The organism is Enterobacter cloacae complex sp. IR53030 (assembly GCF_049238365.1).
Classification (GTDB): Bacteria; Pseudomonadota; Gammaproteobacteria; order Enterobacterales; family Enterobacteriaceae; genus Enterobacter; species Enterobacter kobei.
The window spans coordinates 13,056-39,471 of sequence record NZ_JBMKHA010000031.1 but is presented as its reverse complement, the minus strand read 5'-3'; the positions used below and the strand labels follow the sequence as shown (position 1 = coordinate 39,471).

Here is a 26,416-nt window from a genome sequence, read left to right as displayed (position 1 = left end):
CCAGATCCGCGAAATTTTAATCAGCGAGTCAGCTTGGGAAGAAATGACCTGCTTATTCGCACCTTCCCTAGCGAAAGCGTAGAAATAAACCTAACATTGAAATTAAAGAACATCAGATTTAGCATGTAAATGAAATTTGTCAGGGCAGGACGCCCCGCAACTTCTGAGCGTGCGATTTTCCTCAAAGGGATGGCAGAAAAATGGATAATAACGAACCCGGAACCCCAGTCGACTCGACCCTGGGCTATACATTCCAAAACGATTTTCTGGCGCTGACGCAGGCCTTTTCTTTACCTGAAATAGATTACACCGATATTTCCCAGCGGGAACAGTTGGCCGCGGCTATTAAACGCTGGCCATTATTAGCTGAATTCGCCCATCAACAATAAGGGAGCCCATTGATGGCCATACTCGGATTACAGGGTGTCCGTGGCGGTGTGGGTACCACATCCGTTACCGCGGCGCTGGCGTGGTCATTACAGCTTTTAGGTGAATCGGTGTTGGTGATTGACGCCTGTGCCGATAATTTGCTGCGTATGTCGTTCAACGTCGACTTCACTCGTGAAGCGGGTTGGGCACGCGCGTTGCTTGATGATAAAGACTGGCGGGATGCAGGGCTGCGCTATACCTCTCAGCTTGATTTACTGCCTTTTGGTCAGCTCACCACCACCGAACGTGAGAATGAAGCCGCTTATCAGCGGTTGTTTTCGCAGTTCACGCTTGCATTGCAAAGTCTGAAAGAAAAAGGCCACTACCAGTGGATCCTGGTGGATCTGCCGCACGGCGCCGGGACGTTAACCCGGCAGCTTATCGCGCAGTGCGATCATGTTCTCTCCATCGTCAACGTGGATGCAAATTGCCATATTCGTCTGCATCAACAGGGGCTGCCGCAGAATGCGCACCTCCTGATTAACGACTTACGCATCGGGAGCCAGATCCAGGACGATCTCTACCAGGTCTGGCTACAGAGTCAGCGTCGCCTGCTACCCATTGTGATTCACCGGGATGAAGGAATGGCAGAATCCCTGGCCTCCAAGCAGCCGCTCGGCGAGTACCGCAGCGATTCCCTGGCGGCAGAGGAGATCCTCACGCTGGCTAACTGGTGTCTGCTGAACTTCGCCAACGCGGCGGAGCCGGCAGGGAGTTCGGTATGAGTCGACTCGCCAGTTGGTTCCTTATCCCGCCGGTTAATGCGCGTCTGAGCGAACGCTACCGACATTTTCGTCGGCATGGTGCGTCGGCATTCAGTGCCGCGCTTGGCTGTTTCTGGATGATTATGGCCTGGATGTTCATTCCGCTTGAACATCCGCGCTGGCAGCGCATACGTGCGCACCATAATGAATTATATCCACACATTAACCCTGACCGGCCGCGGCCTTTGGATCCGGCGCGTTATCTCATTCAGGCCGTCTGGCTGGTCGTCACCTCGTCACAGCGAGAACGCCAGACGCCGCACTGGCGCAGTTTCTCCCGCGTTCAACAGCTGCGCGAGCGCTATCACCAGTGGCTGGATAAATTGCCTGACAGCGTGACCGACAAAACCAGCCATCTGGATAACCAAAAAGAGCTCGGGCACCTCCACCCGGGCCTGCGGCGTTTTATCCTCGGCGTGATTGTCGTGTTCTCACTGATTCTGGCGCTGGTCTGTATTACGCAACCCTTCAATCCCCTGGCGCAGTTCACCTTCCTGATCCTGCTGTGGGGCGTGGCGTTGCTGGTGCGTCGTATTCCGGGCCGCTTCTCGGCGCTGATGCTGATTGTGCTGTCGCTGACCGTTTCCTGCCGCTATATCTGGTGGCGTTATACCTCAACGCTGAACTGGGACGACCCGGTGAGTCTGGTCTGCGGTCTGATTCTGCTGTTTGCCGAAACCTATGCCTGGATTGTGCTGGTGTTGGGGTATTTCCAGGTCATCTGGCCGCTCAATCGCCAGCCCGTGCCGCTGCCGAAGGACACCACGACGTGGCCGACTGTCGATCTCTTCGTCCCAACCTACAATGAAGACCTGAGCGTGGTGAAAAACACCATTTATGCTGCGCTCGGCATCGACTGGCCGAAAGATAAACTCAAGGTCTGGATCCTGGATGACGGCAACCGCCCAGCGTTCCGCCAGTTCGCGGAAGAGGTCGGCGTCGAATACATCGCCCGTCCGACGCACGAACATGCTAAAGCCGGTAACATCAATAACGCGCTGAAGTATGCCACCGGGGAGTTTGTCTCGATCTTTGACTGCGACCACGTACCTACGCGATCGTTCCTGCAGATGACCATGGGCTGGTTCCTGAAAGAGAAAGAGCTGGCGATGATGCAGACGCCGCACCACTTCTTCTCGCCGGACCCGTTTGAACGCAACCTTGGCCGTTTCCGTAAGACCCCGAACGAAGGCACGCTGTTCTATGGTCTGGTGCAGGATGGTAACGACATGTGGGACGCCACGTTCTTCTGCGGCTCCTGTGCGGTTATCCGCCGTAAACCGCTGGATGAAATTGGCGGTATTGCCGTTGAAACGGTGACTGAAGATGCGCACACCTCGTTGCGTCTGCACCGTCGGGGTTATACCTCGGCCTATATGCGTATTCCTCAGGCCGCCGGTCTGGCGACGGAATCGCTCTCGGCGCACATTGGTCAGCGTATTCGCTGGGCGCGCGGCATGGTGCAGATTTTCCGTCTCGATAATCCACTGATAGGGAAAGGGCTCAAGCTGGCGCAGCGTCTCTGCTACGTCAACGCGATGTTCCACTTCTTATCCGGCATCCCGCGGCTGATCTTCCTGACCGCGCCGCTGGCGTTTCTGCTCCTTCACGCCTATATCATCTACGCCCCGGCGCTGATGATTGCGCTGTTTGTTCTGCCGCACATGATCCACGCGAGCCTGACGAACTCGAAGATTCAGGGTAAATATCGCCATTCCTTCTGGAGTGAAATCTACGAAACGGTGCTGGCCTGGTACATTGCGCCGCCAACGATGGTGGCGCTGATCAACCCGCATAAAGGGAAATTCAACGTCACCGCGAAGGGGGGGCTGGTGGAAGAGGAGTACGTCGACTGGGTGATCTCCCGTCCGTATATCTTCCTGGTGTTGCTGAACATCGTTGGCGTCATCGCCGGTATCTGGCGTTACTTCTACGGCCCTGAAAATGAAATCCTGACCGTCTTTGTGAGTATGGCCTGGGTCTTCTACAACCTGATTATTCTTGGCGGCGCGGTGGCGGTGTCGGTGGAGAGTAAACAGGTTCGTCGCGCGCATCGCGTTGAAATCTGCATGCCCGCGGCGATTGCCCGTGAAGATGGTCACCTCTTCTCCTGTACCGTGCACGACTTCTCTGACGGTGGTCTGGGGATCAAAATCAACGGCCAGGCGAAAGTGCTGTAAGGGCAAAAAGTTAACCTGCTGCTTAAGCGCGGCCAGCAGGAGTATGTCTTCCCGACGCAGGTAGCGCGTGTGGCGGGCAATGAAGTCGGTCTGCAACTGATGCCGTTGACCAAAAAGCAACACATTGATTTTGTGCAGTGTACGTTTGCCCGTGCGGATACATGGGCTCTCTGGCAGGACAGCTTCCCGGAAGATAAACCTCTGGAAAGCCTGCTGGATATTCTGAAGCTGGGGTTCCGTGGCTATCGTCACCTTGCAGAATTTGCCCCGTCGTCGGTGAAATTAATTTTCCGGTCACTTACTTCGCTGGTTTCCTGGGTCGTGTCGTTCATTCCTCGTCGTCCTGAGCGGGATGAGGCGAAGCAGGCGGACCCGGTTATGGCTCAACAATGATGATAACGCGATGAAAACAAAACTTTCCTGGTTATGTGCAGTGGCAATGGGGATGAGTGCGCTCCCCGCAACAATGGCTAACGCAGAGCCTGATAACGCAGCGGCAACGCCTGCGCCAACAGTGCCTGTGGTCGCGCAGGCAACCGATCCGGTTATTACTGCCGCGCCCGGTCAAACAGAAAATGTCATTCCGAACCAGCCAACGGAGGGGAACACTCTACCCGCCGAGAACCCGGTTATCGGACAGGTGATGCCGGGTGTTCGGGGGGCGAATGCGCCCGTTGTCGCGGAAAATGCCCCGTCACGCGACGTCAAGCTGACCTTCGCGCAAATCGCGCCGCCGCCGGGCAGCATGGTGTTGCGCGGCATCAACCCTAATGGCGGCATTGAATTTGGCATGCGCAGCGATGAAGTCGTCTCGAATGCCGTGCTGAACCTTGAATATACCCCCTCGCCGTCCCTGCTGCCGACCCAGTCTCAGTTGAAGGTTTACCTGAACGATGAGCTGATGGACGTACTGCCGGTTACCAAAGAACAACTGGGTAAGAAAACGCAGGCGCAGGTGCCGATTAACCCGCTGTTCATTACCGACTTTAACCGCATTCGTCTGGAGTTTGTGGGTCACTACCGTGATGTCTGTGAAAACCCGGCCAGCAACACGCTGTGGATGGACATCGGGCGTAACTCCTCGCTGCAGATGACCTATCAGTCCCTGGCGCTTAAGAACGATCTCTCCGCCTTCCCGGTGCCGTTCTTCGATCCTCGTGATAACCGTCCGCTCACGCTGCCGATGGTGTTTGCGTCGTCCCCGGACGTAACCGAGCAGCTGGCGGCCACCATTGTGGCTTCCTGGTTTGGTTCGCGTTCCGGCTGGCGCGGTCAGAATTTCCCGGTGATGTATGACAAAATGCCGGACAGAAACGCGATTGTATTTGCCACCAACGCGAAACGTCCTGCCTTCCTGCGCGATCATCCTGAAGTCAAAGCGCCAACCATTGAGATGGTCAGCCACCCGGATAACCCGTACGTGAAGCTGCTGGTGGTCTTTGGTCGTGACGATAAAGATCTGGTCCAGGCGGCAAAAGCGATTGCCCAGGGCAACGTTCTTTTCCGCGGCAACAGCGTCGTGGTGGACGAGGTCAAGCCGCTGCTGGCGCGTAAACCTTATGATGCGCCAAACTGGGTGCGTACCGACCGTGTCGTGACGTTTGGTGAGCTGAAAACCTATGAAGAGCAGCTGCAGGCGTCCGGGCTTGAACCCTCGCCAATTAGCCTGTCACTGAACCTGCCGCCGGATCTGTACCTGCTGCGTACCAACGGCATCGATATCAATCTTAACTACCGTTATACCGCGCCGGCGACGAAAGACAGCTCGCGCATGGATATCAGCCTGAACAACCAGTTCCTGCAATCGTTCAGCCTGCAAAGTACCCAGGACACTAACCGACTGATGCTTCGCCTGCCGGTGCTGCAGGGGCTGCTGGACGGTAAAACGGATGTCTCCATTCCGGCACTGAAGCTTGGGGCAATCAACCAGCTGCGTTTTGACTTCCAGTATATGAACCCGATGCCTGGCGGTTCGGTGGATAACTGCATCACCTTCCAGCAGGTTCAGAACCACGTTGTCATCGGCGATGAGTCGACCATCGACTTCTCGAAGTACTATCACTTCCTGGCGATGCCGGATCTGCGCGCCTTTGCTAATGCAGGCTTCCCGTTCAGCCGCATGGCCGATCTCTCTGAGTCCATCGTTGTGATGCCAAAAGCGCCAAACGAAGGTCAGGTGACAACCCTGCTTGATACCATAGCAACCATTGGGGCCCAGACGGGATTGCCGGCAATTAACGTCACGTTGACGGACGATGGCAGCCAGATCCAGAACAAAGACGCTGACATCATGGTCATCGGTACGATTCCGGATAAGCTGAAGGATGATAAGCGTATCGATCTGCTGGTGAAAGCCACGGAGTCCTGGGTTAACACCCCGCTGCGCCAGACCGATTTCCCGAGCATCATGCCGGATGCGAACGATCGCCAGGCCAGCGCGCAGACGGCCGTCACCTCTCAGGGGGCGATGGCTGCGGTAGTGGGCTTCCAGTCACCTTATAACGATCAGCGTAGCGTGGTGGCGCTTCTGGCGGACAGCCCGCGTGGCTATGAACTGCTGAATACGGCGATGAACGACAGTGGTAAACGTGCCGCGATGTTTGGCTCTGTGTCGGTGATCCGTGAGTCTGGCGTCAACAGCCTGCGCGTGGGTGATGTGTACTACGTCGGCCATCTGCCGTGGTTCGAACGCCTGTGGTATGCGCTGTCTAACCATCCGGTTCTGCTCGCCATCCTGGCCGCGGTCAGCGTGGTCTTGCTGGCATGGGTGCTGTGGCGTCTGCTGCGTATCATCAGCCGTCGTCGCCTCAACCCGGATGAGTAAGATGTGATGAAAGCCTTTCGCTGGTGTGCAGTAGCAGCGTTGATGCTGGCGGCGCTTCCTCTTCGCGCCGCCTGTACCTGGCCTGCCTGGGAGCAGTTCAAAAAGGATTACATCAGCGAGGGCGGGCGCGTCATTGATCCCAGTGACACGCGCAAAATTACGACGTCGGAAGGGCAAAGCTATGCGTTGTTCTTTGCTCTGGCCGCCAACGACCGCCGCGCGTTTGAGCAAATACTGACATGGACGCGCGATAACCTTGCCGGCGGCAATCTCAACGACCATCTGCCTGCCTGGCTCTGGGGGCAGAAAGACAAAGAAAACTGGGCGGTGATTGACACCAACTCCGCCTCAGATGCCGATGTCTGGATCGCCTGGTCACTGCTTGAAGCGGGCCGGTTATGGAAACATCCGGACTACACCCGCACGGGTAAGGCGCTGTTGAAACGCATTGCCGGTGAGGAAGTGGTGAAAGTACCAGGGCTCGGCGCCATGCTGCTTCCGGGTAAAGTCGGTTTTGCTGATGAAAACGCCTGGCGCTTTAACCCCAGCTATCTTCCTCCGCAGTTAGCAAGCTATTTCACCCGCTTTGGTGCCCCGTGGACCACGCTTCGTGAAACGAATCTGCGACTGCTGCTGGAAAGCGCGCCAAAGGGGTTCTCGCCGGACTGGGTGCAGTATCAGAAAAACAGAGGCTGGCAGTTAAAGCAGGATAAAGCGCTGGTAGGGGGCTATGACGCCATTCGTGTCTATCTTTGGGTGGGCATGATGAGTGATAAAGACCCTCAGAAAGCCCGGTTGCTGACGCGCTTCCAGCCGATGGCGGCAAAAACAATGAAACAGGGCGTGCCGCCGGAAAAAGTGGACGTGGCGACGGGTAAACGCACCGGCAATGGTCCGGTCGGGTTCTCTGCCGCCATGCTGCCGTTTTTACAACAGCGCGATGCTCAGGCGGTTCAGCGCCAGCGCGTTGCAGACCATTTTCCCGATAACAACGCCTATTACAGCTATGTACTGACTCTCTTTGGTCAGGGATGGGATCAGCATCGTTTTCGCTTCACCGCTAAAGGTGACTTAATACCGGATTGGGGCCAGGAATGCGCAAGTTCACAGTAAATTTACTCACTTTATCGCTTGGGCTGGCACTGATGCCGCTGGCGCAGGCCGTTAACTCTCCGCAGCAGAAACAGCTGCTGGAGCAGGTTCGGCTGGGCGAATCGACACAGCGTGAGGATTTGGTTCGCCAGTCGCTCTATCGTCTTGAGCTGATTGATCCGAACAACCCTGATGTGATTGCCGCCCGTTTTCGTTACCTGCTGCGCCAGGGCGATAACGCTGGCGCGCAAAAAGAGCTGGATCGCCTGAAAGGGATCGCCCCGGGCTCCAGCGCGTATCAGTCCTCACGCAATACGATGCTGCTTTCCACCCCCGATGGCCGACAGCAGTTACAGCAGGCGCGTTTGCTTGCGACGACAGGGCACACTCAGGAGGCGATTGCCGCCTATGACAAGCTCTTTGACGGCAACCCGCCGGGTGGCGACGTGGCGACGGAATACTGGAATGTGGTGGCAAAAGATCCTGCCCGCCGCAATGCGGCCATTAACCAGCTGAAAAAAATTAACAGCAGTAGCCCTGGTAATACGCAGCTGCAGACGACGCTTTCCCAGCTCCTGTTCCAGAGCGGACGCCGCGATGAGGGCTTTGCGGTCCTGCAGGAGATGGCTAAATCGACCGGCGGCCGCAGCCAGGCGTCTGACATGTGGTATGAGCAGATCAAAGACCAGCCTGCCAGCAGCGCCAGCGTCAGCGCGTTGCAAAAATACCTGAGCGTCTTCAGCGACGGCGATAGCGTCGCGGCGGCGCGTGCCCAGCTTGAAGCGCAGCAAAAACAGCTCGCTGACCCGGCCTTCCGTGCGAAAGCGGAAGGTCTGGCGGCAGTGGATGCCGGACAGGGGAGTAAGGCGGTTGCGGAGCTGCAAAAAGCCGTCAGCGCCAACCATGCTGACAGTGAAGCGGTGGGTGCCCTGGGACAGGCTTATTCCCAGAAAGGCGATCGTGCCCGCGCGGTGGCGCAGTTCGAAAAGGCCATAGCCCTCGACCCGCAGAGCGATAACCGGGGTAAATGGGACAGTTTGCTGAAGGTCAACCGCTACTGGCTGCTGATCCAGCAGGGCGATGCGGCGCTCAAGGCGAATAACCCGTCACAGGCGGAACGTTACTATCAGCAGGCACGTAACATCGACAATACCGACAGTTACGCGGTGCTGGGCCTGGGTGATGCCGCGGCGGCACGAAAAGATAACGATGCGGCGGAGCGTTATTATCGTCAGGCGTTGCGTATGGACAGCGGTAACAGCAATGCGGTTCGCGGTCTGGCCAATATTTACCGCGCACAGTCACCGGAGAAAGCCTCGCAGTTTATCCAGTCGCTTTCTGCCAGCCAGCGCCGGAGCATTGATGATATTGAACGTAGCCTGACTAACGAGCAACTGTCTGCCCAGGCCGAACAGCTGGAGAATCAGGGGAAATACGCCCAGGCAGCAGAAATACAGCGCCGCCGTCTGGCGCTCTCGCCAGGCGACGTCTGGATAACGTATCGTCTCTCGCGCGATCTCTACAGCGCGGGCCAGCGCAGCCAGGCGGACACCCTGATGCGCCAGCTTGCCAGCCAGAAACCGTCTGACCCGGATCAGGTGTATGCCAACGGGCTCTATCTCTCCGGGAACAATCAGGACCGGGCCGCGCTGGCGCATCTGGATACGCTGCCGCGTAGCCAGTGGAATGGCAACATTCAGGAACTGGCCGACCGTCTGCAAAGTAACCAGGTGCTGGAAACCGCCAACCGCCTGCGCGACAGCGGTAAAGAGCAGGAGGCGGAAAACCTTCTGCGTCAGCAGCCGACCTCTACCCGTATCGACTTAACGCTGGCCGACTGGGCGCAGCAGCGTGGCGATCTGGAATCGGCGAAAACGACGTACAACGCCGTCCTACAGCGTGAGCCGCAGAACGAGGACGCGATCCTCGGTCTGACCGAGATTTATAGCGCGCAAGGTAACAAGGACGCTGCGCGTGCCGAGCTGGCGAAACTGCCTGCCGCGCAAAATGGCGAACCGTTATCCCTTAATATGCAGCGCCGGATCGCGATGGCGCAGGCGGGGCTGGGCGATTCCGCCGCCGCAGAGCAGACCTTCAACAACATCATTCCGCAGGCCAAATCGCAGCCTGCCTCAATGGAAAAAGCGCTGGTGTTACGTGATGCCGCGCGCTTCCAGGCGCAGAACGGTCAGCCTCAGCAAGCGCTGGAGACGTATAAAGACGCGATGGTGTCATCAGGCATCACGACGACCCGTCCGGTGGACAACGACAGTTTCACCCGTCTGACGCGTAACGATGAAAAAGATGACTGGCTGAAGCGCGGCGTACGGAGTGACGCCGGTGATTTGTACCGTCAGCAGGATGTTAACGTCACGCTGCAGCACGATTACTGGGGCTCCAGCGGCACGGGGGGCTATTCCGATCTGAAAGCCCATACCACCATGCTCCAGGTCGATGCCCCGCTCTCTGATGGCCGCATGTTCTTCAGAAGCGATTTGGTCAATATGGACGCCGGTTCATTTGATAACAATAACGGTACGTACGACCCTAAATGGGGGACCTGCTACGAAACACCGTGTAGCGGCAGCATCCATCAGAGTGACAGTGGCGCCAGCGTCGCCGTCGGCTGGCAGAATAAAACCTGGTCGATGGATATTGGTACCACCCCAATGGGCTTTGACGTCGTCGACGTGGTGGGCGGCCTGAGCTACAGCAGCGATCTGGGTCCCATCGGTTATACCGTCAACGCCCATCGTCGGCCAATCTCCAGTTCACTGCTGGCCTTCGCCGGGCAGAAAGATACCAATACCGGCACCACCTGGGGTGGCGTACGGGCGACCGGGGGTGGCGTAAGCATCAGCTATGACAAAGGTGAGGCGAACGGCGTCTGGTCAAGCCTGAACGCAGAAACGCTGACGGGTAAAAATGTGGAAGATAACTGGCGCGTCCGCTGGATGACGGGTTACTACTACAAGCTCATTAATAAAAACAACGAGCGCCTGACGGTCGGCGTCTCCAATATGCTCTGGCATTACGACAAAGACCTGAGCGGATATACCCTGGGTCAGGGCGGCTATTACAGCCCGCAGGAGTATGTCTCCTTCGCACTGCCGGTGACCTGGCGTAAACGCACGGAAAACTGGTCCTGGGAGCTGGGCGGCTCTGTCTCCTGGTCACACTCCAAAACCAAAGATGAACTGCGCTACCCGATTCAGAGTCTGATCCCGACCGATGAACCCGGCCGCTATACTGACCGGGGGGCGATGGAAACCGGCAGCAGCAGCTCCGGCACGGGTTACACCGCACGGGCGATTATCGAACGCCGGGTCACGTCCAACTGGTTTGTGGGCATGGGCGTGGATATTCAGGAAGCGAAAGACTATACCCCAAGCCATGCGCTGATTTATGTGCGTTACTCTGCCGCAGGCTGGCAGGGCGATATGGACTTACCGCCGCAGCCGCTCATTCCTTACGCGGACTGGTAATCGGATTTTCCTTAATCCATTTGTAAGTCTCTCTTAATAGCACAGCAATCGGGTATACTCAGGCGCGCCAGGTTTACACCCTGGCGCGCCCTGCGCTTCGAGTTTTGTGGAGAGTCATTTTGCGTGTCAGCCGTTCCTTAACGATCAAACAGATGGCGATGGTGTCTGCCGTCACGATGCTGTTTGTCCTGCTTTTCTGCGTCATTTTGCTGTTTCATTCTGTGCAGCAGAATCGCTATAACACGGCTTCGCAGTTAGAAAGTATCGCCCGCTCGGTGCGCGGCCCACTCTCCGCCTCGATCCTGAAAGGGGATATTCCCGAAGCGGAAACCATTTTAAAACGCATTCAGCCTGCTGGCATCGTGAGCCGCGCGGATGTCGTCTTGCCCAACCAGTTCCAGGCGCTGCGGATGAGCTTTATCCCGGAACGCCCCGTCCCGATGATGGTCATGCGCCTGTTTGAACTGCCGGTGCAAATTTCTCTGCCTCTCTATTCGCTGGAACGTCCTGCCAATCCGCAGCCGCTGGCCTACCTGGTCCTGCAGGCAGACTCGTATCGCATGTATAAGTTCGTCATGAGTTGGGTGGTGACGTTAGTGACCACTTGCTTACTTATGACCCTGATTCTCAGCGTGGCGTTAACCTGGTGTATTAACCGGTTGATTGTGCATCCGTTGCGCCGTATCGCCCGCGAGCTGAATGCGCTTGCGCCGCAGGATCAGCTGGGGCACCAGCTTGAACTGCCTCGCCTTCATCATGACGATGAGATCGGGATGCTGGTACGCAGCTATAACCTCAACCAGCAGCGCATTCAGCGTCAGCAGGATGAGTTAAATAACAGCGCCACGCGATTCCCGGTGTCAGAACTTCCTAATAAGGCGTTTCTGATGGCGATGCTGGAGCAGACGGTTGCGCGCCAGCAAACCACGGCGCTGATGGTGATCGCCTGTGAAACCCTGCAGGATACGGCGGGCGTGCTCAAGGAGAGCCAGCGTGAAATGCTGCTGCTGACGCTGGTGGAAAAGGTGAAATCTGTCCTGGCCCCGCGCATGGTGCTGACGCAGGTCAGCGGTTACGACCTGGTGGTGATAGCCAACGGTGTGAAAGAGCCGTGGCATGCCATCACATTAGGTCAGCAAGTGCTCACTGTCATTAACGAGCGGCTGCCTGTTCAGGGGATCCAGCTGCGTCCAAGCGCCAGTATCGGTATCGCCATGTACTACGGTGATTTAACGGCGGAGCAGCTGTATCGCCGCGCGTTCTCGGCGGCGTTTACCGCCCGGCGCAAAGGCAAAAATCAGATCCAGTTCTTCGACCCGGAACAGATGGAAAAGGCGCAGCAGCGCCTGACGGAAGAGAGCGATATCCTGACCGCGCTGGATAACCGTCAGTTTGCTCTCTGGCTACAGCCGCAGGTGAATTTACAGACGGGTGAAGTAAAAAGCGCCGAGGCGCTGCTTCGTGTACAGCAGCCGGACGGCTCATGGGAGCTGCCGGAGGGGCTGATTGAACGCATTGAATCCTGTGGCCTGATGGTCACCGTCGGTTATTGGGTGCTGGAGGAGTCCTGCCGCCAGCTTGCCGCCTGGCAGGAGCGCGGCGTGACGCTGCCGCTGTCGGTTAATTTGTCTGCGTTGCAGCTCATGCATCCGACGATGGTTTCCGAAATGCTGGAGCTGATCAATCGCTACCGGATCAAGCCTGATACGCTGACGCTGGAAGTGACGGAGAGCCGACGCATTGACGATCCTAACGAAGCCGTTGCCATTCTGAAGCCGCTGCGCAATGCCGGCATTCGCATCGCGCTGGACGATTTTGGTATGGGCTACGCCGGGCTGCGTCAGCTTCAGCATATGAAAACCCTGCCGGTGGATGTGCTGAAAATCGACAAAGCGTTTGTCGAAGGGTTGCCAGAGGACAGCAGCATGGTGCAGGCCATTATTCAGATGGCGCGCAGTCTCAATCTGCATCTGATTGCCGAGGGGATTGAAACCGACGCGCAGCGCATCTGGCTGGCAGAGGCGGGCGTAGAGAGCGGTCAGGGCTTCCTTTTTGCCGCTGCTGTTCCTGCGGATGTCTTTGAACAACGCTACCTTCCCGGTGCTGACAATCACGCAAAAGTGTAATTTTGTTGCTGGCTTGTGCGAGCCAGCTCAAAGTTCTTAACATTTGTGTTTCAAATTTGAACTGAGTTTATTTCTGTCCTGTTATACGGGTGTTATTTTAGAGCCGCAGGTTAACCATAACCTTACAAAACCTGTGGTTTTTCTTCCCAAGGACACCTTATGAAAACCTCACTCTTCAAAAGTCTCTATTTCCAGGTCCTGACAGCCATCGCCATCGGTATTTTGCTGGGGCATTACTACCCTGAGCTGGGCGCGCAAATGAAACCGCTTGGCGACGCGTTCGTGAAGCTCATCAAAATGGTCATCGCCCCGGTAATCTTCTGTACGGTTGTCACGGGCATCGCTGGCATGGAAAGCATGAAAGCGGTAGGCCGTACCGGTGCTGTGGCGCTGCTCTATTTCGAAGTGGTCAGTACCCTTGCGCTGATTATTGGTCTGATTATCGTTAACGTGGTCCAGCCTGGTGCGGGCATGAACGTTGACCCCTCAACGCTCGATGCCAAAGCGGTCGCGGTCTATGCCGAGCAGGCGAAGGATCAGGGCGTGGTGGCCTTCCTGCTGGACGTGATACCCGGCAGCGTCATTGGCGCGTTTGCCAGCGGAAACATTCTGCAGGTACTGCTGTTTGCCGTCATGTTTGGCTTTGCCCTGCACCGTCTGGGCAGCAAAGGCCAGCTTATCTTTAACGTGATTGAGAGCTTCTCACAGGTCATCTTTGGCATCATCAATATGATCATGCGCCTGGCGCCAATCGGTGCCTTCGGTGCGATGGCCTTCACCATCGGTAAGTATGGCGTCGGTACGCTGGTGCAGCTGGGCCAGCTGATTATCTGCTTCTATATCACCTGTATTCTTTTCGTGGTGGTGGTGCTGGGCTCCATTGCCCGTGCGACAGGTTTCAACATCTTCAAATTTATCCGTTACATTCGTGAAGAGCTGCTGATTGTGCTGGGGACCTCTTCTTCAGAATCGGCGTTGCCGCGTATGCTCGACAAGATGGAAAAACTCGGGTGCCGTAAGTCGGTGGTCGGGCTGGTGATCCCGACGGGCTACTCCTTCAACCTTGATGGTACGTCGATATACCTGACGATGGCGGCGGTGTTCATCGCTCAGGCGACCAACAGCCATATGGATATTTTCCATCAGATCACCCTGCTGGTGGTGCTCCTGCTCTCCTCGAAAGGCGCGGCAGGCGTAACGGGCAGTGGCTTTATCGTGCTGGCGGCTACCATTTCTGCGGTGGGGCATCTGCCGGTGGCGGGCCTGGCGCTGATTCTCGGTATTGACCGATTTATGTCCGAGGCGCGCGCATTAACCAACCTGGTAGGTAACGGTGTGGCGACGGTCGTTGTCGCGAAATGGGTGAAAGAGCTGGATCACAAAAAACTCGACGATACGCTGAATAATCGCGTGTCTGATAGCAAAACTCCTGGTTTAACCTCCTAATCTTGTTACAAATGCCCGCATTCCCTTGTCGGGATGCGGGCTCCTGCGCATAATAACCCTTCATACCTGTCATAATTCGACAAGATTTTTTTTGGGTATATTTCACTTCGGACCGTGACGTTTTGCCGAACGCGCGGTCTAATCGACGTGTTTTCATCGTCATCTTTTAGAGTGCAGCGCGTCGCGAGACACTCTTTTTAACCAGGAATGTTGATCAGGGGTTCACATGCAGGGCACAAAAATTCGACTCTTAACCGGCGGTTTGCTGATGATGGCAGCAGCCAGTTATGTGCAGGCAGATGCGCTCCAGCCAGACCCGGCCTGGCAACAAGGCACGTTAGCGAACGGTTTCCAGTGGCAGGTTTTATCCACCCCGCAACGTCCGAGCGATCGTGTTGAAATCCGTCTGTCCGTTAATACCGGCTCCCTTACGGAAAGTACTCAGCAAACCGGTTTTAGCCATTTTATTCCCCGTCTGGCGCTCACTCAGAGCGGCAGCCTGCAAGCGGTTCAGGTGCGTTCGCTGTGGCAACAGGCCATCGATCCAAAACGCCCGCTGCCTCCGGCTGTGGTCTCCTATGACTACACCATGTTTAACCTGAGCCTGCCAAATAACCGTAACGATCTGCTCAAAGAAGCGCTGACCTATCTCGCTGATGCCTCAGGCAACCTGGCGATTACGCCGGATACCGTTAACTATGCGCTGAGCAACAGCGACATGGTGGCGACCTGGCCTGCGGATACCAAAGAGGGCTGGTGGCGCTACCGTCTGAAAGGTTCAACGTTGCTGGGTCACGATCCGGCGGAGCCGCTGAAGCAGCCGGTCGATGCCGAACAGGTGAAATCGTTCTACCAGAAATGGTACACCCCGGACGCCATGACGCTTATTGTGGTTGGCAATGTCGATAGCCGCGCGGTGGTTGAACAGATCAACAAAGCGTTTGGCGATTTGAAAGGCAAGCGTGAAACGCCTGCCCCGGTTCCGACACTCTCTCCGCTGCGCGCCGAGCCTGTCAGCATTATGACGGACACCGTGCGTCAGGACCGACTCTCCGTGATGTGGGATAACGCCTGGCAGCCTATCCGCGAATCCGCCGCGCTGCTGCGCTACTGGCGTGCCGACCTGGCGCGTGAAGCGTTGTTCTGGCACGTCCAGCAGACGCTCAGTAAGAATAACGTGAAGAATATTGGTCTTGGCTTTGACTGTCGCGTGCTTTTCCAGCGTGCGCAATGTGCCATTAACGTTGAATCGCCGGGCGATAAGCTGAATGCGAATCTGGGTGTGGTCGCCAAAGAGCTGGCAAAAGTGCGTAAAGAGGGCCTCTCTGAAGAGGAGTTCAATGCGCTGGTGGCCCAGAAAAAACTGGAGCTGCAGAAGCTGTTTGCGACCTACGCGCGTGCCGATACCGATATTCTGATCAGCCAGCGCATCCGCTCCCTGCAGAATCAGGTTGTCGACATTGCGCCTGAACAGTACCAGAAGCTTCGTCAGGATTTCCTGAACGGTTTGACCGTGGATATGTTAAATCAGGATTTACGTCAGCAGCTGTCGCAGGATATGGCATTGATCCTTATGCAGCCGAAAGGCGAGCCGGAATATGACATGAAGGAACTTCAGAAGACCTGGGATTCTATTATGGTTACCGCGCCGCAGCCGGCGACCGCAGCGGATGATTTACACCCGGACGCGACGGATATTCCGCAAGGACAGTAATGCGTAGACATGCCCTCTCCCTGTGGGAGAGGGCCAGGGTGAGGGCATCAGCCCGCACTTTGGTTAAACAGGCATCGCCTCACGCGGAATAATCGCCCCGCGATACTGAATCACGGTGCTGGCCGTCAGGTGTCCGCGCTGTGCCGCGGCTTCCGGCGTTCCCCCGGTCAGACGTACCGCCAGGTAACCCGCGCTGAAGGAGTCCCCTGCCGCTGTCGTATCAATCACGTTCTCTTTGGCCAGCTTCACCGCCGGGACTTCAACCACCGCTTCACCCGCCATCGCGACCAGACATGATTCCGCCCCGCGCTTAATGACGACTTCGCTTACGCCCGCCGCCTGCGTGCGTGCAATCACGTCATCTACGGGCTTCTCACCCCACAGGGCGTCTTCATCGTCGAGCGTCAGGAACGCGATGTCCGTGCACTGCAGCATCTGCTGATAAACCTGCTGCGTCTCTTCACGGCTGGCCCACAGGCGTGGACGGTAATTGTTATCAAAAATCACCTTACCGCCGTTGGCGCGGCATTTATGCAGCAGTGACAGCAGCTTTTCGCGGCTGACTGGACTGAGGATCGCCAGGCTGATCCCACTCAGATAGAGATAGTCAAAGCTTGCCAGTGCTTCACAAATGGCCGGGTCTGCATCGCTCTCCAGCCAGAACTTCGCCGCGGCTTCGTTACGCCAGTAATAAAACGTGCGTTCGCCGGTGCTGTCGGTTTCGATGTAGTAAAGCCCGGGAAGGCGGTTTTCCATACGCTGGATCAGCGCGGTGCCCACATGTTCATTCTGCCAGGCTTCCAGCATCTGCTGGCTGAAGCTGTCCGTGCTGAGGGCGGTAACATAGTCCACGGAGAGTGCTTCTGGCGCAACCTGACGGGCGATATAGACGGAAGTGTTTAACGTGTCGCCACCAAATCCGCGGCTGACTTCCGCGCCTTTTTGGGACAGCTCAATCATGCATTCGCCAATCACGGCAATTTTTTTGGACATAGTCGTGAACCTGAACAGAAGAATTTATCAGCAGTGTGCGCTGAGTGAATTAGATGGTCAACTATATTAAAACGACGTTCCATTATTTAATTTGAGCCAGCACGTGTTCCGGCAAATTTCTGTCATCTTAATTTCATTTTCCCGGTGAATTGAACATAAAGTTCTCAATTGTCGCGCCGATAACCCAGTGACGAGTCCAGAAAGGCCATCCAACAACAGGACATCTGAAATGAAGTCAGAGCAGGTTATCCAGCGGCTGAGCACTACGCCTGAGGCAAGTATTGAGAACTTGCAGGAGCATCGCTACTGGCTGCAATGTGAACGTGCGTATACCTATCAGCCGATCTACCGAACGGACGGTCGACTGATGGCCATTGAAATTTTGACCGTTGTTACGCACCCGTCAAACCCTTTACAGCGTATCGCGCCAGATCGCTATTTTGCCGAAGTTGCCGTTCGCCAGCGCCTTGACGTGCTGGAAGAGCAGCTTCGTATGCTGGCGACCAAACAGGCCTTTTTCGATCGGCACAATATCCTCGCCTCGGTTAACGTGGATGGCCCGACACTGCTGGCGCTGCGTCAGAATGCAAAGTTGCAGGAACTGATCGCCACTCTGCCGTGGATGCGTTTTGAACTGGTGGAGCACGTCCGGCTGCCGCAGGACTCCTCGTTTGCCTCGATGTGTGAATTTGGCCCGCTGTGGCTGGATGACTTTGGTACGGGCATGGCGAACTTCTCTGCGCTGAGCGAAGTGCGTTATGACTACATCAAAGTGGCCCGCGATCTGTTTATTATGCTGCGTCAGACCCCGGAAGGGCGAAACCTGTTTACGCTGTTATTGCAGTTGATGAACCGCTATTGCAAAGGGGTGATTGTCGAAGGTGTGGAAACGCTGGAAGAGTGGCGCGATGTGCAACACTCACCCGCTGCTGCCGCACAGGGTTATTTCCTCTCTCGTCCGGTTCCTATGGATACCCTCGATACCGTCATAACTAACCTCTGATCCGCCCGTTTCCCCTTGTCTGGACTATAGTTTTACAGGACAGGCCATCAGGAAAGGGGACAAAAATGACAAAGACAACCAGGGTTATCTCCTGGACTACAGGGATTTTCTTGTTGTTGATCGTGGTTATCGTCGTCATTATTGCGACGTTTGACTGGAATCGCCTTAAGCCGACCATCAACCAGAAAGTCTCAGCTGAGCTGAACCGTCCCTTCGCCATCCGCGGCGATTTGGGCGTGGTATGGGAACGTCAGAAACAGGAGACCGGCTGGCGAAGTTGGATCCCCTGGCCGCACGTCCACGCCGACGACATTATTCTCGGCAACCCGCCGGATATTCCGGACGTCACCATGGTCCATCTGCCACGCGTTGAAGCCACGCTGGCGCCGTTAGCGCTCCTGACCAAAACCGTCTATCTGCCGTGGATTAAACTCCAGCAGCCCGATGCGCGTCTGATCCGCCTTTCTGAAAAGAACAACAACTGGACGTTTAACCTTGCCAGCGACGGCGAAAAAGATCCCAATGCCCGGCCCTCTTCATGGTCATTCCGTCTGGACAATATTCTTTTCGATCGCGGGCGGATCGCCATCGACGATAAGGTCAGCAAGGCGGATGTGGAGATCCTGGTCGATCCGTTGGGTAAACCGCTACCGTTTAGCGAAGTGACGGGCAACCAGGCGAAAGGCGATAACGCCAAAGCGGGAGATTATGTGTTCGGCCTGACGGCCAAAGGGCGCTACAACGGTCAGCCGCTGAGCGGGAAAGGAAAAATGGGCGGCATGCTGGCGCTCAGGAGCGAAGGTACGCCGTTCCCGGTGCAGGCGGATTTCCGTTCAGGGAATACGCGCGTGGCATTCGTGGGCACGGTCAACGACCCGATGAACATGGGGGGCGTGGATCTGCGGCTGAAATTTGCCGGTGATTCGCTGGGTGAACTGTATGAGCTGACCGGTGTGTTGCTGCCCGATACGCCGCCGTTCGAAACGGACGGGCATCTGGTTGCCAAAATCGACACCGAAAAATCGTCTGTCTTTGACTACCGGGATTTTAACGGCCGCATCGGTGACAGTGATATCCACGGCTCGCTAACCTACACCACCGGAAAACCGCGCCCGAAACTGGAAGGGGATGTGGAGTCCCGCCAGCTACGACTGGCCGATCTGGGCCCGTTGATTGGCGTGGATTCGGGCAAAGGCACGAAGTCGAAAGAGGTCAAAAAGGACGTTCAGCCTGCGGGGAAAGTGCTGCCTTACGATCGCTTCGAAACTGACAAATGGGACGTGATGGATGCCGATGTACGCTTCAAAGGGCGTAAAATTGAGCACGGCAGCACGTTACCGCTGAGCGATCTCTCGACGCATGTCATTCTTAAAAACGCCGATCTGCGCCTGCAGCCGCTGAAGTTTGGTATGGCGGGCGGAACGATTTCCTCGAACATTCACCTCGAGGGCGATAAAAAGCCGATGCAGGGACGCGCCGAAATTCAGGCCCGCAGGCTGAAGCTGAAAGAGTTGATGCCAAACGTGGAGTTGATGCAGAAAACCCTCGGTGAAATGAACGGTGACGCGGACATTCGCGGGGTAGGGAATTCCGTGGCGGCGCTGCTGGGCAGCGGCAATGGTAACCTGAAACTGCTGATGAACGACGGCCTGGTCAGCCGCAACCTGATGGAGATCCTGGGGCTGAACGTGGGCAACTTTATCATCGGGCAAATTTTCGGGGATGACGAGGTGCGGGTGAACTGCGCCGCGGCCAATCTGGATCTGGTAAACGGCGTGGCGCGTCCGCAGATTTTTGCCTTCGACACGGAAAACGCGGTGATTAACGTGACCGGTACCGCCAGCATGGCCTCAGAGCAGCTGGATTTGACGATCGACCCGGAAAGTAAAGGGATCCGTATTATTACCCTGCGCTCGCCGCTTTATGTCCGCGGCACCTTTAAAAATCCGCAGGCAGGCGTGAAGCCCGGGCCGCTGATCGCGCGTGGTGCGGTGGCCGCAGCCCTCGCGACGCTGGTCAACCCAGCCGCCGCGCTGCTGGCATTGATCTCGCCGTCAGAAGGTGAGGCGAATCAGTGTCGGACAATTTTGTCGCAGATGAAGAAGTAAGGTGCGGGATGTTTTTGCCGGGTGGCGCTGCGCTTACCCGGCCAACATTTTGAATCGTAGTCCGGGTAAGGCGTAGCCGCCACCCGGCATTAGCTTACAGTGCCTGATGCTTAGTCTCATGCGTCAGCAGCAGCGCAATCAGCGTCAGCGCCGCCATGGCCGCCAGGTAAACGCCCACGTAGAACAGACCATAATTTGCCTGCAGCCAGGTGGCGATGTATGGCGCAACGGACGCCCCCAGAATGGAAGAGACGTTGTAGGAGAACGACGCACCGGTATAACGCACTTCCGTCGGGAACAGCTCTGGCAGCAGCGCGCCCATTGGGCCGAAGGTGAGCCCCATCAGGCTAAGGCCAATCAGCAGGTAGGCCATCACCAGTGCCGGGCTACCCGAACCCAGCAGCGGCGGGAAGACGAACAGGGCAAACAGAATGATCAGCGTGGTGATCGTAATCATGCTCGTACGACGACCGAATTTATCCGCCAGCAGGCCGGCAATCGGCACCATCACACCAAACCCGATGACCGCCATCATCAACATCCACAGTACTTCGTTACGCGGCAGACCCAGCCCAACCGGCGCGGCGGCGGTACTGTAGGTCATGGAGTAAACCGTCATGATGTAGAACAGCGTATAGGTTGCCAGCATGATGAACGTGCCCAGCACGGTGACGCGGACGTGTTTGGTCAGCAGCGTGCCCAGCGGGACTTTCACCTGTTTTTTCGCCGCGGCCACTTTAGCGAACACCGGCGTCTCATGCAGGGACACGCGGACATACAGGCCAATCAGCACCAGCACGGCAGAGAAGACAAACGGAATACGCCAGCCCCAGTTCATGAACTGTTCATCCGTCAGCAGCCAGGAAAGCAGCAGGAAGGTCCCGTTGGCAAAGAAGAAGCCAATCGGCGCGCCAAGCTGCGGGAATGAACCGTACAGCGCGCGTTTACGCGGCGGGGCATTTTCGGTCGCCAGCAGCGCCGCGCCACCCCATTCACCGCCCAACCCCAGACCCTGACCAAAACGCGCCAGCGCCAGCAGGACCGGCGCCAGAATGCCAATGGTTTCGTAGGTCGGCAGCAGGCCGATCGCCACGGTGGAGATCCCCATCGTCAGCAGCGAGGCCACCAGGGTGACCTTACGACCAATACGGTCGCCAAAGTGTCCAAACAGCGCAGAGCCAATCGGACGTGCAACAAACGCGATAGCAAAGGTTGCCAGAGACTGCAGCGTCGCCGCCGTCGGGTCTCCCTGAGGGAAGAAAATATGCGGGAAGACGATGACCGCAGCGGTGGCGTAAATGTAAAAGTCGAAGAACTCAATGGCGGTGCCAATCAGCGATGCGACGACAACTTTATTGCGCGAGTTGACCGGGACGTTTTCCGCGCCAGAGTCGAGTGTTGTGGCTGTTGCTTGCATAATATTTTCTTATTTTTTATCGAACGAAAGGCCATATTACGCACAGCAAAAGCGACATTTCAATCTGTAACAAAGTCGCGTTCTGGTGATAAAAGCAACAAAAAGCGGATAATTTTCAGGCCAGCGAAAATGCTTCCATGAAATGCTTCACAGTTTTTAAATATTGGTGAATAAAACTGGTTTTTGGTTAAATAAAAGTTACGGGCTGGATTTATATGCTGAAATGATGAGTCGGGCTGAAATTTCAGCCCGAGAGAGGGGTTAGCGGTGTGTTTTTCCCGGCATGCGTGTGTCGCCTTTGTACTCGGCGGTGGCAATCCACGCGGCGCAGAACAGGGTCAGGCGGGCGAAGAAGTAGAAGAAGGCCATCAACCCCAGCACGGAGCCGAACGCCGCGCCCGACGGGGATTTCACCAGCGACGGCAGGGTGTAGGTCATCACGATTTTAATCACTTCAAAGCCTATCGCCGCAATCAGCGTTCCGCGGAGCAGGGCCTTCTTGCGCGGACGATGACGGGGCAAACGCCAGAAAATCCAGAAGAACAGCAGGTAGTTGGCGAAAATGGAAATCGCCAGCCCAATGCCGCGCCAGGCCGGTTTTAGCCATTCGATGTAATCCAGATAGAGTGCAGAGATAATCATCTGCTGTGCGGAGCCCGCCACGGAGGTAATCGAAAGCGTAACGATGAGCGCAATGAGCAGGCCAATCAGCGAAACAAAGTCGCGGAGATACTTAACCCATATTTTCTCCTGATCCTGCGGCTTACGCTCCCACACCTCACGCGACTGGGCGCGAATGGCCTCGCGGAGGTTGCCCATCCAGTTTACCCCGGAGTAAAGGGCGATAAGCAAACCAACGATCCCAACGGTCGTACGTTGCTGAACAGCGGTATTAATCGTGCTTTTTAGCGTAGTGGCGAGGGTCGGGTCACTGACGTTATTCAGGATTTTATTGAAAATATCCTGCAGCAGCGTCGGGTGCGACGCGAGCACAAAACCGGCCGCTGCAAACGACACCATCAGAATGGGGATCATCGACAGGAAGGAGAAATAGGTGATGGCAGCACCAAACTGGTTCCCCATGCGGTCATTAAAGCGCTCGGTCGCACGTATCAAATGCGCAACCATGGGAAACTGCTGAATTCTTTCTGCCAGGCTGGTGACGGTGCCCAGCGTCTTGCTGGCCGCCCCTGGGGTTTTAGCCTTTTCTGGCCCGGTTTCCATCTTCTTGATGGGATCATAATCTAAATGTTGGGTGGGTCGTTGCGGGTTATTTTCCGGCGTCACGCGTCTTTTCCTTTTCGTTAGGCTGGATGTTACTGAATTATAGCTTGCGACTAATCCACGTAAGCTTTTGTGAGTTCGGTCAGCCACTCCATGAACAGATGTACCCGACGGGAGAGGTTGCGGCGATGGGGATAAATCAGGGACACGGGCATCGGTTCCGCGCGATATTGCGGGAGGATCTCAATCAGTTTTTTCGTCCGCAGTAAATCACGTACCCCAACACGTGGAACCTGAATGATGCCCAGCCCGGCAAGGCAGGCCGCCTGATAGGTTTCCGTGCTGTTGACGGTTAATACGCCGCCCGTCTTTATCCACTGCGTTGCACTGCCGTTATAAAATTCAAAGCCCTGCGGACGGGTACCCAGCATGGCGGCGTAGTGAATCACCGCGTGTGAGCCCAAATCATCCAGCGTTTCAGGGTAGCCAAAACGCGCCAGATAATCCGGACTGGCACAGTTAATTATCGTCAGTTTCCCCAGCGGCCGGGCAATTAACCCTGAATCTTTCAGGGAACCCACGCGGACCACGCAATCAAACCCTTCGCGAATCACATCCACCAGACGATCGCTGCTGCTGAGTTCCAGTTCAATACCCGGGTACTGCTGCAAAAAAGTCGGCAGTCTGGGGATGACTAAATTTCGAGCAACGCCGACGGGCATATCCACGCGCAGCCTTCCGCTTATGGTGGAGGGATCGTGCTGAAACAGTCCGTCCAGTTCATCAAGGTTTGCCAGCAGATCTTTTGCCCGTTCGTAATAGACCATGCCGTCCTGCGTCAGGCTGACGCGACGCGTGGTCCGGTGCAACAGCTGGGTGCCAAGGCGGTTTTCAAGGGCCTGAATTTGCCGCGAAACGCTGCCTTTCGGCAGCGTTAAGGTTTCTGCAGCACGGGAAAAACTTTCCAGTTCCGCGACGCGCACAAACAGCTGCATTGCGTGAATTTTATCCATAGATGAAGCTCATTGTTGTTGCTGTTGAAACAGTGAAGCGTTTTAAACCCTCTTTATTGATCTTCTATCACCTAATAAGCTCTTTCTCAATCTCCATAACAGCCAAAACGAGGTTTATGATGACTGAACGTATCGCATTAGTGACGGGTGGTAGCCGTGGTTTGGGTAAAAACGCGGCGTTGAAGCTGGCGGCAGACGGAACGGGAATTGTTCTGACGTACCACAGCAATCAGCAGGACGCGCTGGAGGTTGTTCGCGAAATTCAGGAAAAAGGCGTGAATGCTGCAGCATTACAGCTCAACGTCGGTGATATTGCCAGCTTCGATAAGTTTGCTCAGCAGCTTCAGGAAATCCTTAAGACCGTCTGGCAACGCGACACCTTTGATTATTTATTGAACAATGCCGGGACGGGTTTATATGCACCCTATACCGACACAACGGAAGCCCAGTTTGATGAGGCGATGAATATTCATTTCAAAGGGCCTTTCTTCCTGACACAGCGCCTGCTGCCTCTGCTGAATGACGGAGGCCGGATCCTCAACGTCTCCAGCGGGCTGGCCCGATTTACCCAGCCAGGCTCCGGTACCTATGCAGCGATGAAAGGGGCGATGGAAGTGTTGACCCGCTATCAGGCGAAGGAGCTGGGTGCGCGTGGTATCTCCGTCAATATTATCGCGCCGGGCGCGATAGAAACCGACTTTGGCGGTGGACGCGTTCGCGACAACGCGCAGCTTAATCAGATGCTGGCATCACAGACGGCGCTGGGGCGGGTGGGGTTGCCGGACGATATCGGCGATGCCATCGCGGCACTGCTCAGCGATAAGCTGGGCTGGATGAATGCGCAACGTATTGAGGTGTCAGGCGGTATGTTCCTGTGAGGCCTGCTGTTAAGGGGAGGGAACCCCTTAAGGAAATCCTTAAAACTGATGTGTCAAAGTACGGGCAAATATAAAAACCACTCGCGGATTTGTAACCTCTCCATTCATTGAGTTTTTTCTTAAATACTGCCTCTGTAGAATCCCCCTTCGCTATTCTCAGAGGGAGAAAAACGATGCGAGTAATCATGTTTGACAGGCAGTCGATATTTATTCATGGAGCGATACACGGTCTGCAGGAGTTAATTCCTGAAATAAATATAACGGGCGCTTGTCAGGCGGACGATTTATGGGGGCAAATATCTGCTTCACCGTCTGCTATCGTGATGATTGACGGCAATTTGATCCAGGAAGAGGAGAGTGCTTTCCTGGAAGAGCTTATGGATTCCTTCCCGGCGATACGGGTGATTATGGTTCTGGCAAGAAAAGAGGCCAGATGGGTTGAGCAGCTCATGCAGCGAAACGTGATGGCCATTATCCCCCGTAACGCTAACCCCGAACGGTTTGCCGCCGTGCTGGATTCCGTGTCGAGAGGGATGGTCTGCTTTCCCGGGGAGTGGGTTAGCCAGCAATCATCAGCGCAGCCGTTACTCTGTTTAAGCGAGCGTCAGCGCGAGGTACTCAAACTGCTGGCTGCGGGGGAGTCAAATAAAGAGATTGGCCGCAATCTCAACATCAGCGCGGCCACGGTAAAAGCGCATCTGGAAGCACTTTTTCGGCGGCTGGAGGTGAAAAACCGGACCCAGGCGGCCATGTACTATACCCGGGCGATAGCCTGATACAGCGCGTTCAGACGTGAAGGCGTCTCGGCGAAACTGAATATCAATACTACCAATGCATCATGCTGCTGTTGGGTTAATGGGCGTGTTATATTTTCCCGCAGCAGCCTCTCACATAACTGAATATCTTCCTGAAGCAAACATTCTGCCTGAAGCGGAGTAATGCCTCCGTGAAAATTGTCCTCCTCATGGATCGCATGTCCATAGCCGATCACCCATAAACCATTTTCATCACGATATTTCTCCAGTGAAAGCCCCTGATGCTTCTTTATTAAATCAATGGCGGCATAAGAGATATTCAGCGTATGACCTTTCATATTCATTTCCTCGTAATGGCGATACTGTAGAGGAATTGAACAATGAAAAATATCCGCCAAATGGCTGTTGATCAGGCGTTATGGTTCAGATATTCATGCCGCAATAAACCCAATAACCAGTCATTTTGCCAGCGTCCGGAAAGGTAATAGCTCTCGCGAAGCTCCCCCTCCAGACGAAAGTGGGCTTTTTCCAGCAGACGTCTGGAGGCGACATTTCCCGCCGTGACGGTGGCGGTGAGCCGACGTAGTCCGCCCTCACGAAAGGCGTAATCGCAAAGCGCCTGCAGGGATTCGAAACCGTAACCTTTCCCCTGCGCCTCGGGTGCAAAAAGAAAGCCCACTTCAGCGCAATCGTCCTCACGATGAATATACCCGGTCACGCCCAGCGGTGCCTGAGAGGTGGCATCACGGACGACGAGACACAGCCAGTGCGTGCTGCCCGGCGTCCAGAGGGGCAGACGAGAATCAAACGCCTCACGAATTGCGGCAACGGGACGGTTTTCCGCCACAAAGCGCATCACGTCAGGATGTTGCTGCAACGCCAGAAAAAAGGGCCAGTCATGCTCCTGCAGAGGCGAGCAGTTCAGGCGTGAAGTCATTAAAACCGGCATTAAGATTCTCCTGAAA

Annotated in this window: 18 protein-coding genes and 1 pseudogene; 13 read left to right on the top strand and 6 right to left on the bottom strand. The window is 55.8% G+C overall.

Annotation, left to right across the window (positions count from 1 at the left end; translation table 11 throughout):
• The first annotated feature begins 200 nt into the window (after nt 1–200).
• The 9 genes and pseudogenes from bcsR to ACOTXR_RS22700 all read left to right on the top strand — a co-directional run bounded on the left by bcsR (nt 201) and on the right by ACOTXR_RS22700 (nt 16,060).
• Nucleotides 201–389: a cellulose biosynthesis protein BcsR gene (gene bcsR / locus ACOTXR_RS22740; protein ID WP_008503237.1), complete on the top strand. Its 189-nt coding sequence runs from the start codon at nt 201–203 to the stop codon at nt 387–389.
• A gap of 12 nt (nt 390–401) precedes the next feature.
• Nucleotides 402–1,154 carry a cellulose biosynthesis protein BcsQ gene (gene bcsQ / locus ACOTXR_RS22735; protein ID WP_014885603.1) on the top strand — a complete coding sequence of 251 codons (753 nt, stop codon included), beginning with the start codon at nt 402–404 and terminating at the stop codon, nt 1,152–1,154.
• Nucleotides 1,151–3,766: pseudogene (gene bcsA / locus ACOTXR_RS22730) on the top strand (UDP-forming cellulose synthase catalytic subunit). Before bcsQ ends, bcsA begins: the two are co-directional and overlap by 4 nt.
• 10 nt (nt 3,767–3,776) lie before the next feature.
• Nucleotides 3,777–6,197 carry a cellulose biosynthesis cyclic di-GMP-binding regulatory protein BcsB gene (gene bcsB, locus ACOTXR_RS22725; RefSeq protein WP_058690720.1) on the top strand — a complete coding sequence of 807 codons (2,421 nt, stop codon included), beginning with the start codon at nt 3,777–3,779 and terminating at the stop codon, nt 6,195–6,197.
• A 6-nt stretch (nt 6,198–6,203) separates the two neighbouring features.
• Nucleotides 6,204–7,310, top strand: coding sequence for a cellulose synthase complex periplasmic endoglucanase BcsZ (bcsZ, locus tag ACOTXR_RS22720; RefSeq protein ID WP_045135438.1), 1,107 nt, complete (start codon nt 6,204–6,206; stop codon nt 7,308–7,310).
• Nucleotides 7,292–10,774, top strand: a complete 3,483-nt coding sequence (bcsC, locus tag ACOTXR_RS22715) for a cellulose synthase complex outer membrane protein BcsC (protein WP_058690719.1) — start codon at nt 7,292–7,294, stop codon at nt 10,772–10,774. Before bcsZ ends, bcsC begins: the two co-directional genes overlap by 19 nt.
• A 119-nt stretch (nt 10,775–10,893) precedes the next feature.
• On the top strand, nt 10,894–12,900 hold the full coding sequence (gene hmsP, locus ACOTXR_RS22710; protein ID WP_023331533.1) for a biofilm formation regulator HmsP: 2,007 nt from the start codon (nt 10,894–10,896) through the stop codon (nt 12,898–12,900).
• A 159-nt stretch (nt 12,901–13,059) separates the two neighbouring features.
• A complete protein-coding gene (locus ACOTXR_RS22705) occupies nt 13,060–14,346 on the top strand; it encodes a dicarboxylate/amino acid:cation symporter (RefSeq protein ID WP_014885598.1) in 1,287 nt (428 codons plus the stop codon).
• Nucleotides 14,347–14,572: 226 nt separating this feature from the next.
• Entirely contained in the window at nt 14,573–16,060 is a 1,488-nt protein-coding gene (locus ACOTXR_RS22700; protein WP_014885597.1) for a M16 family metallopeptidase, read from the top strand.
• A gap of 63 nt (nt 16,061–16,123) precedes the next feature.
• Here the strand turns inward: ACOTXR_RS22700 and ACOTXR_RS22695 are convergent, their stop codons facing one another.
• A complete protein-coding gene (locus ACOTXR_RS22695) occupies nt 16,124–17,053 on the bottom strand; it encodes a sugar kinase (RefSeq protein WP_421767120.1) in 930 nt (309 codons plus the stop codon).
• A gap of 229 nt (nt 17,054–17,282) precedes the next feature.
• Here ACOTXR_RS22695 and pdeH point away from each other — a divergent pair, with 229 nt between their 5' ends.
• Together pdeH and ACOTXR_RS22685 are read left to right on the top strand one after the other, a co-directional pair.
• Entirely contained in the window at nt 17,283–18,056 is a 774-nt protein-coding gene (pdeH, locus tag ACOTXR_RS22690) for a cyclic-guanylate-specific phosphodiesterase (protein ID WP_047343559.1), read from the top strand.
• 65 nt (nt 18,057–18,121) lie between these two features.
• Nucleotides 18,122–20,164, top strand: coding sequence for an AsmA family protein (locus tag ACOTXR_RS22685; protein WP_421767119.1), 2,043 nt, complete (start codon nt 18,122–18,124; stop codon nt 20,162–20,164).
• A 94-nt stretch (nt 20,165–20,258) separates the two neighbouring features.
• Here ACOTXR_RS22685 and ACOTXR_RS22680 read toward each other — a convergent pair whose 3' ends face one another.
• From ACOTXR_RS22680 to ACOTXR_RS22670, 3 genes are all read right to left on the bottom strand, one after another.
• The gene (locus tag ACOTXR_RS22680; RefSeq protein ID WP_045135441.1) at nt 20,259–21,581 is read right to left on the bottom strand and encodes an MFS transporter; all 1,323 of its coding nucleotides are present in this window, start codon (nt 21,579–21,581) and stop codon (nt 20,259–20,261) included.
• 261 nt (nt 21,582–21,842) lie between these two features.
• Entirely contained in the window at nt 21,843–22,868 is a 1,026-nt protein-coding gene (gene yhjD, locus ACOTXR_RS22675; RefSeq protein WP_014885592.1) for an inner membrane protein YhjD, read from the bottom strand.
• 50 nt (nt 22,869–22,918) lie between these two features.
• The gene (locus ACOTXR_RS22670; protein WP_058690717.1) at nt 22,919–23,818 is read right to left on the bottom strand and encodes a LysR family transcriptional regulator; all 900 of its coding nucleotides are present in this window, start codon (nt 23,816–23,818) and stop codon (nt 22,919–22,921) included.
• 119 nt (nt 23,819–23,937) lie between these two features.
• Between ACOTXR_RS22670 and ACOTXR_RS22665 the strand changes: the two genes are divergently transcribed.
• The gene (locus ACOTXR_RS22665; RefSeq protein WP_023331529.1) at nt 23,938–24,696 is read left to right on the top strand and encodes an SDR family NAD(P)-dependent oxidoreductase; all 759 of its coding nucleotides are present in this window, start codon (nt 23,938–23,940) and stop codon (nt 24,694–24,696) included.
• A 173-nt stretch (nt 24,697–24,869) separates the two neighbouring features.
• Nucleotides 24,870–25,472 (top strand): response regulator transcription factor, encoded by a 603-nt coding sequence (locus tag ACOTXR_RS22660; RefSeq protein ID WP_014885589.1) that lies wholly within the window; start codon nt 24,870–24,872, stop codon nt 25,470–25,472.
• On the opposite strand, the gene ACOTXR_RS22655 is transcribed toward ACOTXR_RS22660, so the two are convergent.
• Together ACOTXR_RS22655 and ACOTXR_RS22650 are read right to left on the bottom strand one after the other, a co-directional pair.
• Nucleotides 25,451–25,789, bottom strand: coding sequence for a lysozyme (locus tag ACOTXR_RS22655; protein WP_045269644.1), 339 nt, complete (start codon nt 25,787–25,789; stop codon nt 25,451–25,453). The genes ACOTXR_RS22660 and ACOTXR_RS22655 overlap by 22 nt on opposite strands.
• 71 nt (nt 25,790–25,860) lie before the next feature.
• On the bottom strand, nt 25,861–26,400 hold the full coding sequence (locus ACOTXR_RS22650; protein ID WP_023337926.1) for a GNAT family N-acetyltransferase: 540 nt from the start codon (nt 26,398–26,400) through the stop codon (nt 25,861–25,863).
• Nucleotides 26,401–26,416 lie beyond the last annotated feature (16 nt).

Bases quoted from the DNA above. Each gene is read 5' to 3' on its own strand.
- ACOTXR_RS22685 (WP_421767119.1), top strand. From the start codon at position 18,122: ATGACAAAGACAACCAGGGTTATCTCCTGGACTACAGGGATTTTCTTG.
- ACOTXR_RS22680 (WP_045135441.1), bottom strand. From the start codon at position 21,581: ATGCAAGCAACAGCCACAACACTCGACTCTGGCGCGGAAAACGTCCCG.
- bcsC (WP_058690719.1), top strand. From the start codon at position 7,292: ATGCGCAAGTTCACAGTAAATTTACTCACTTTATCGCTTGGGCTGGCA.
- ACOTXR_RS22655 (WP_045269644.1), bottom strand. From the start codon at position 25,789: ATGAAAGGTCATACGCTGAATATCTCTTATGCCGCCATTGATTTAATA.
- ACOTXR_RS22650 (WP_023337926.1), bottom strand. From the start codon at position 26,400: ATGCCGGTTTTAATGACTTCACGCCTGAACTGCTCGCCTCTGCAGGAG.
- ACOTXR_RS22665 (WP_023331529.1), top strand. From the start codon at position 23,938: ATGACTGAACGTATCGCATTAGTGACGGGTGGTAGCCGTGGTTTGGGT.
- ACOTXR_RS22700 (WP_014885597.1), top strand. From the start codon at position 14,573: ATGCAGGGCACAAAAATTCGACTCTTAACCGGCGGTTTGCTGATGATG.
- ACOTXR_RS22705 (WP_014885598.1), top strand. From the start codon at position 13,060: ATGAAAACCTCACTCTTCAAAAGTCTCTATTTCCAGGTCCTGACAGCC.
- ACOTXR_RS22660 (WP_014885589.1), top strand. From the start codon at position 24,870: ATGCGAGTAATCATGTTTGACAGGCAGTCGATATTTATTCATGGAGCG.
- ACOTXR_RS22670 (WP_058690717.1), bottom strand. From the start codon at position 23,818: ATGGATAAAATTCACGCAATGCAGCTGTTTGTGCGCGTCGCGGAACTG.
- pdeH (WP_047343559.1), top strand. From the start codon at position 17,283: ATGAAGTCAGAGCAGGTTATCCAGCGGCTGAGCACTACGCCTGAGGCA.
- bcsQ (WP_014885603.1), top strand. From the start codon at position 402: ATGGCCATACTCGGATTACAGGGTGTCCGTGGCGGTGTGGGTACCACA.
- bcsB (WP_058690720.1), top strand. From the start codon at position 3,777: ATGAAAACAAAACTTTCCTGGTTATGTGCAGTGGCAATGGGGATGAGT.
- bcsZ (WP_045135438.1), top strand. From the start codon at position 6,204: ATGAAAGCCTTTCGCTGGTGTGCAGTAGCAGCGTTGATGCTGGCGGCG.
- ACOTXR_RS22695 (WP_421767120.1), bottom strand. From the start codon at position 17,053: ATGTCCAAAAAAATTGCCGTGATTGGCGAATGCATGATTGAGCTGTCC.
- bcsR (WP_008503237.1), top strand. From the start codon at position 201: ATGGATAATAACGAACCCGGAACCCCAGTCGACTCGACCCTGGGCTAT.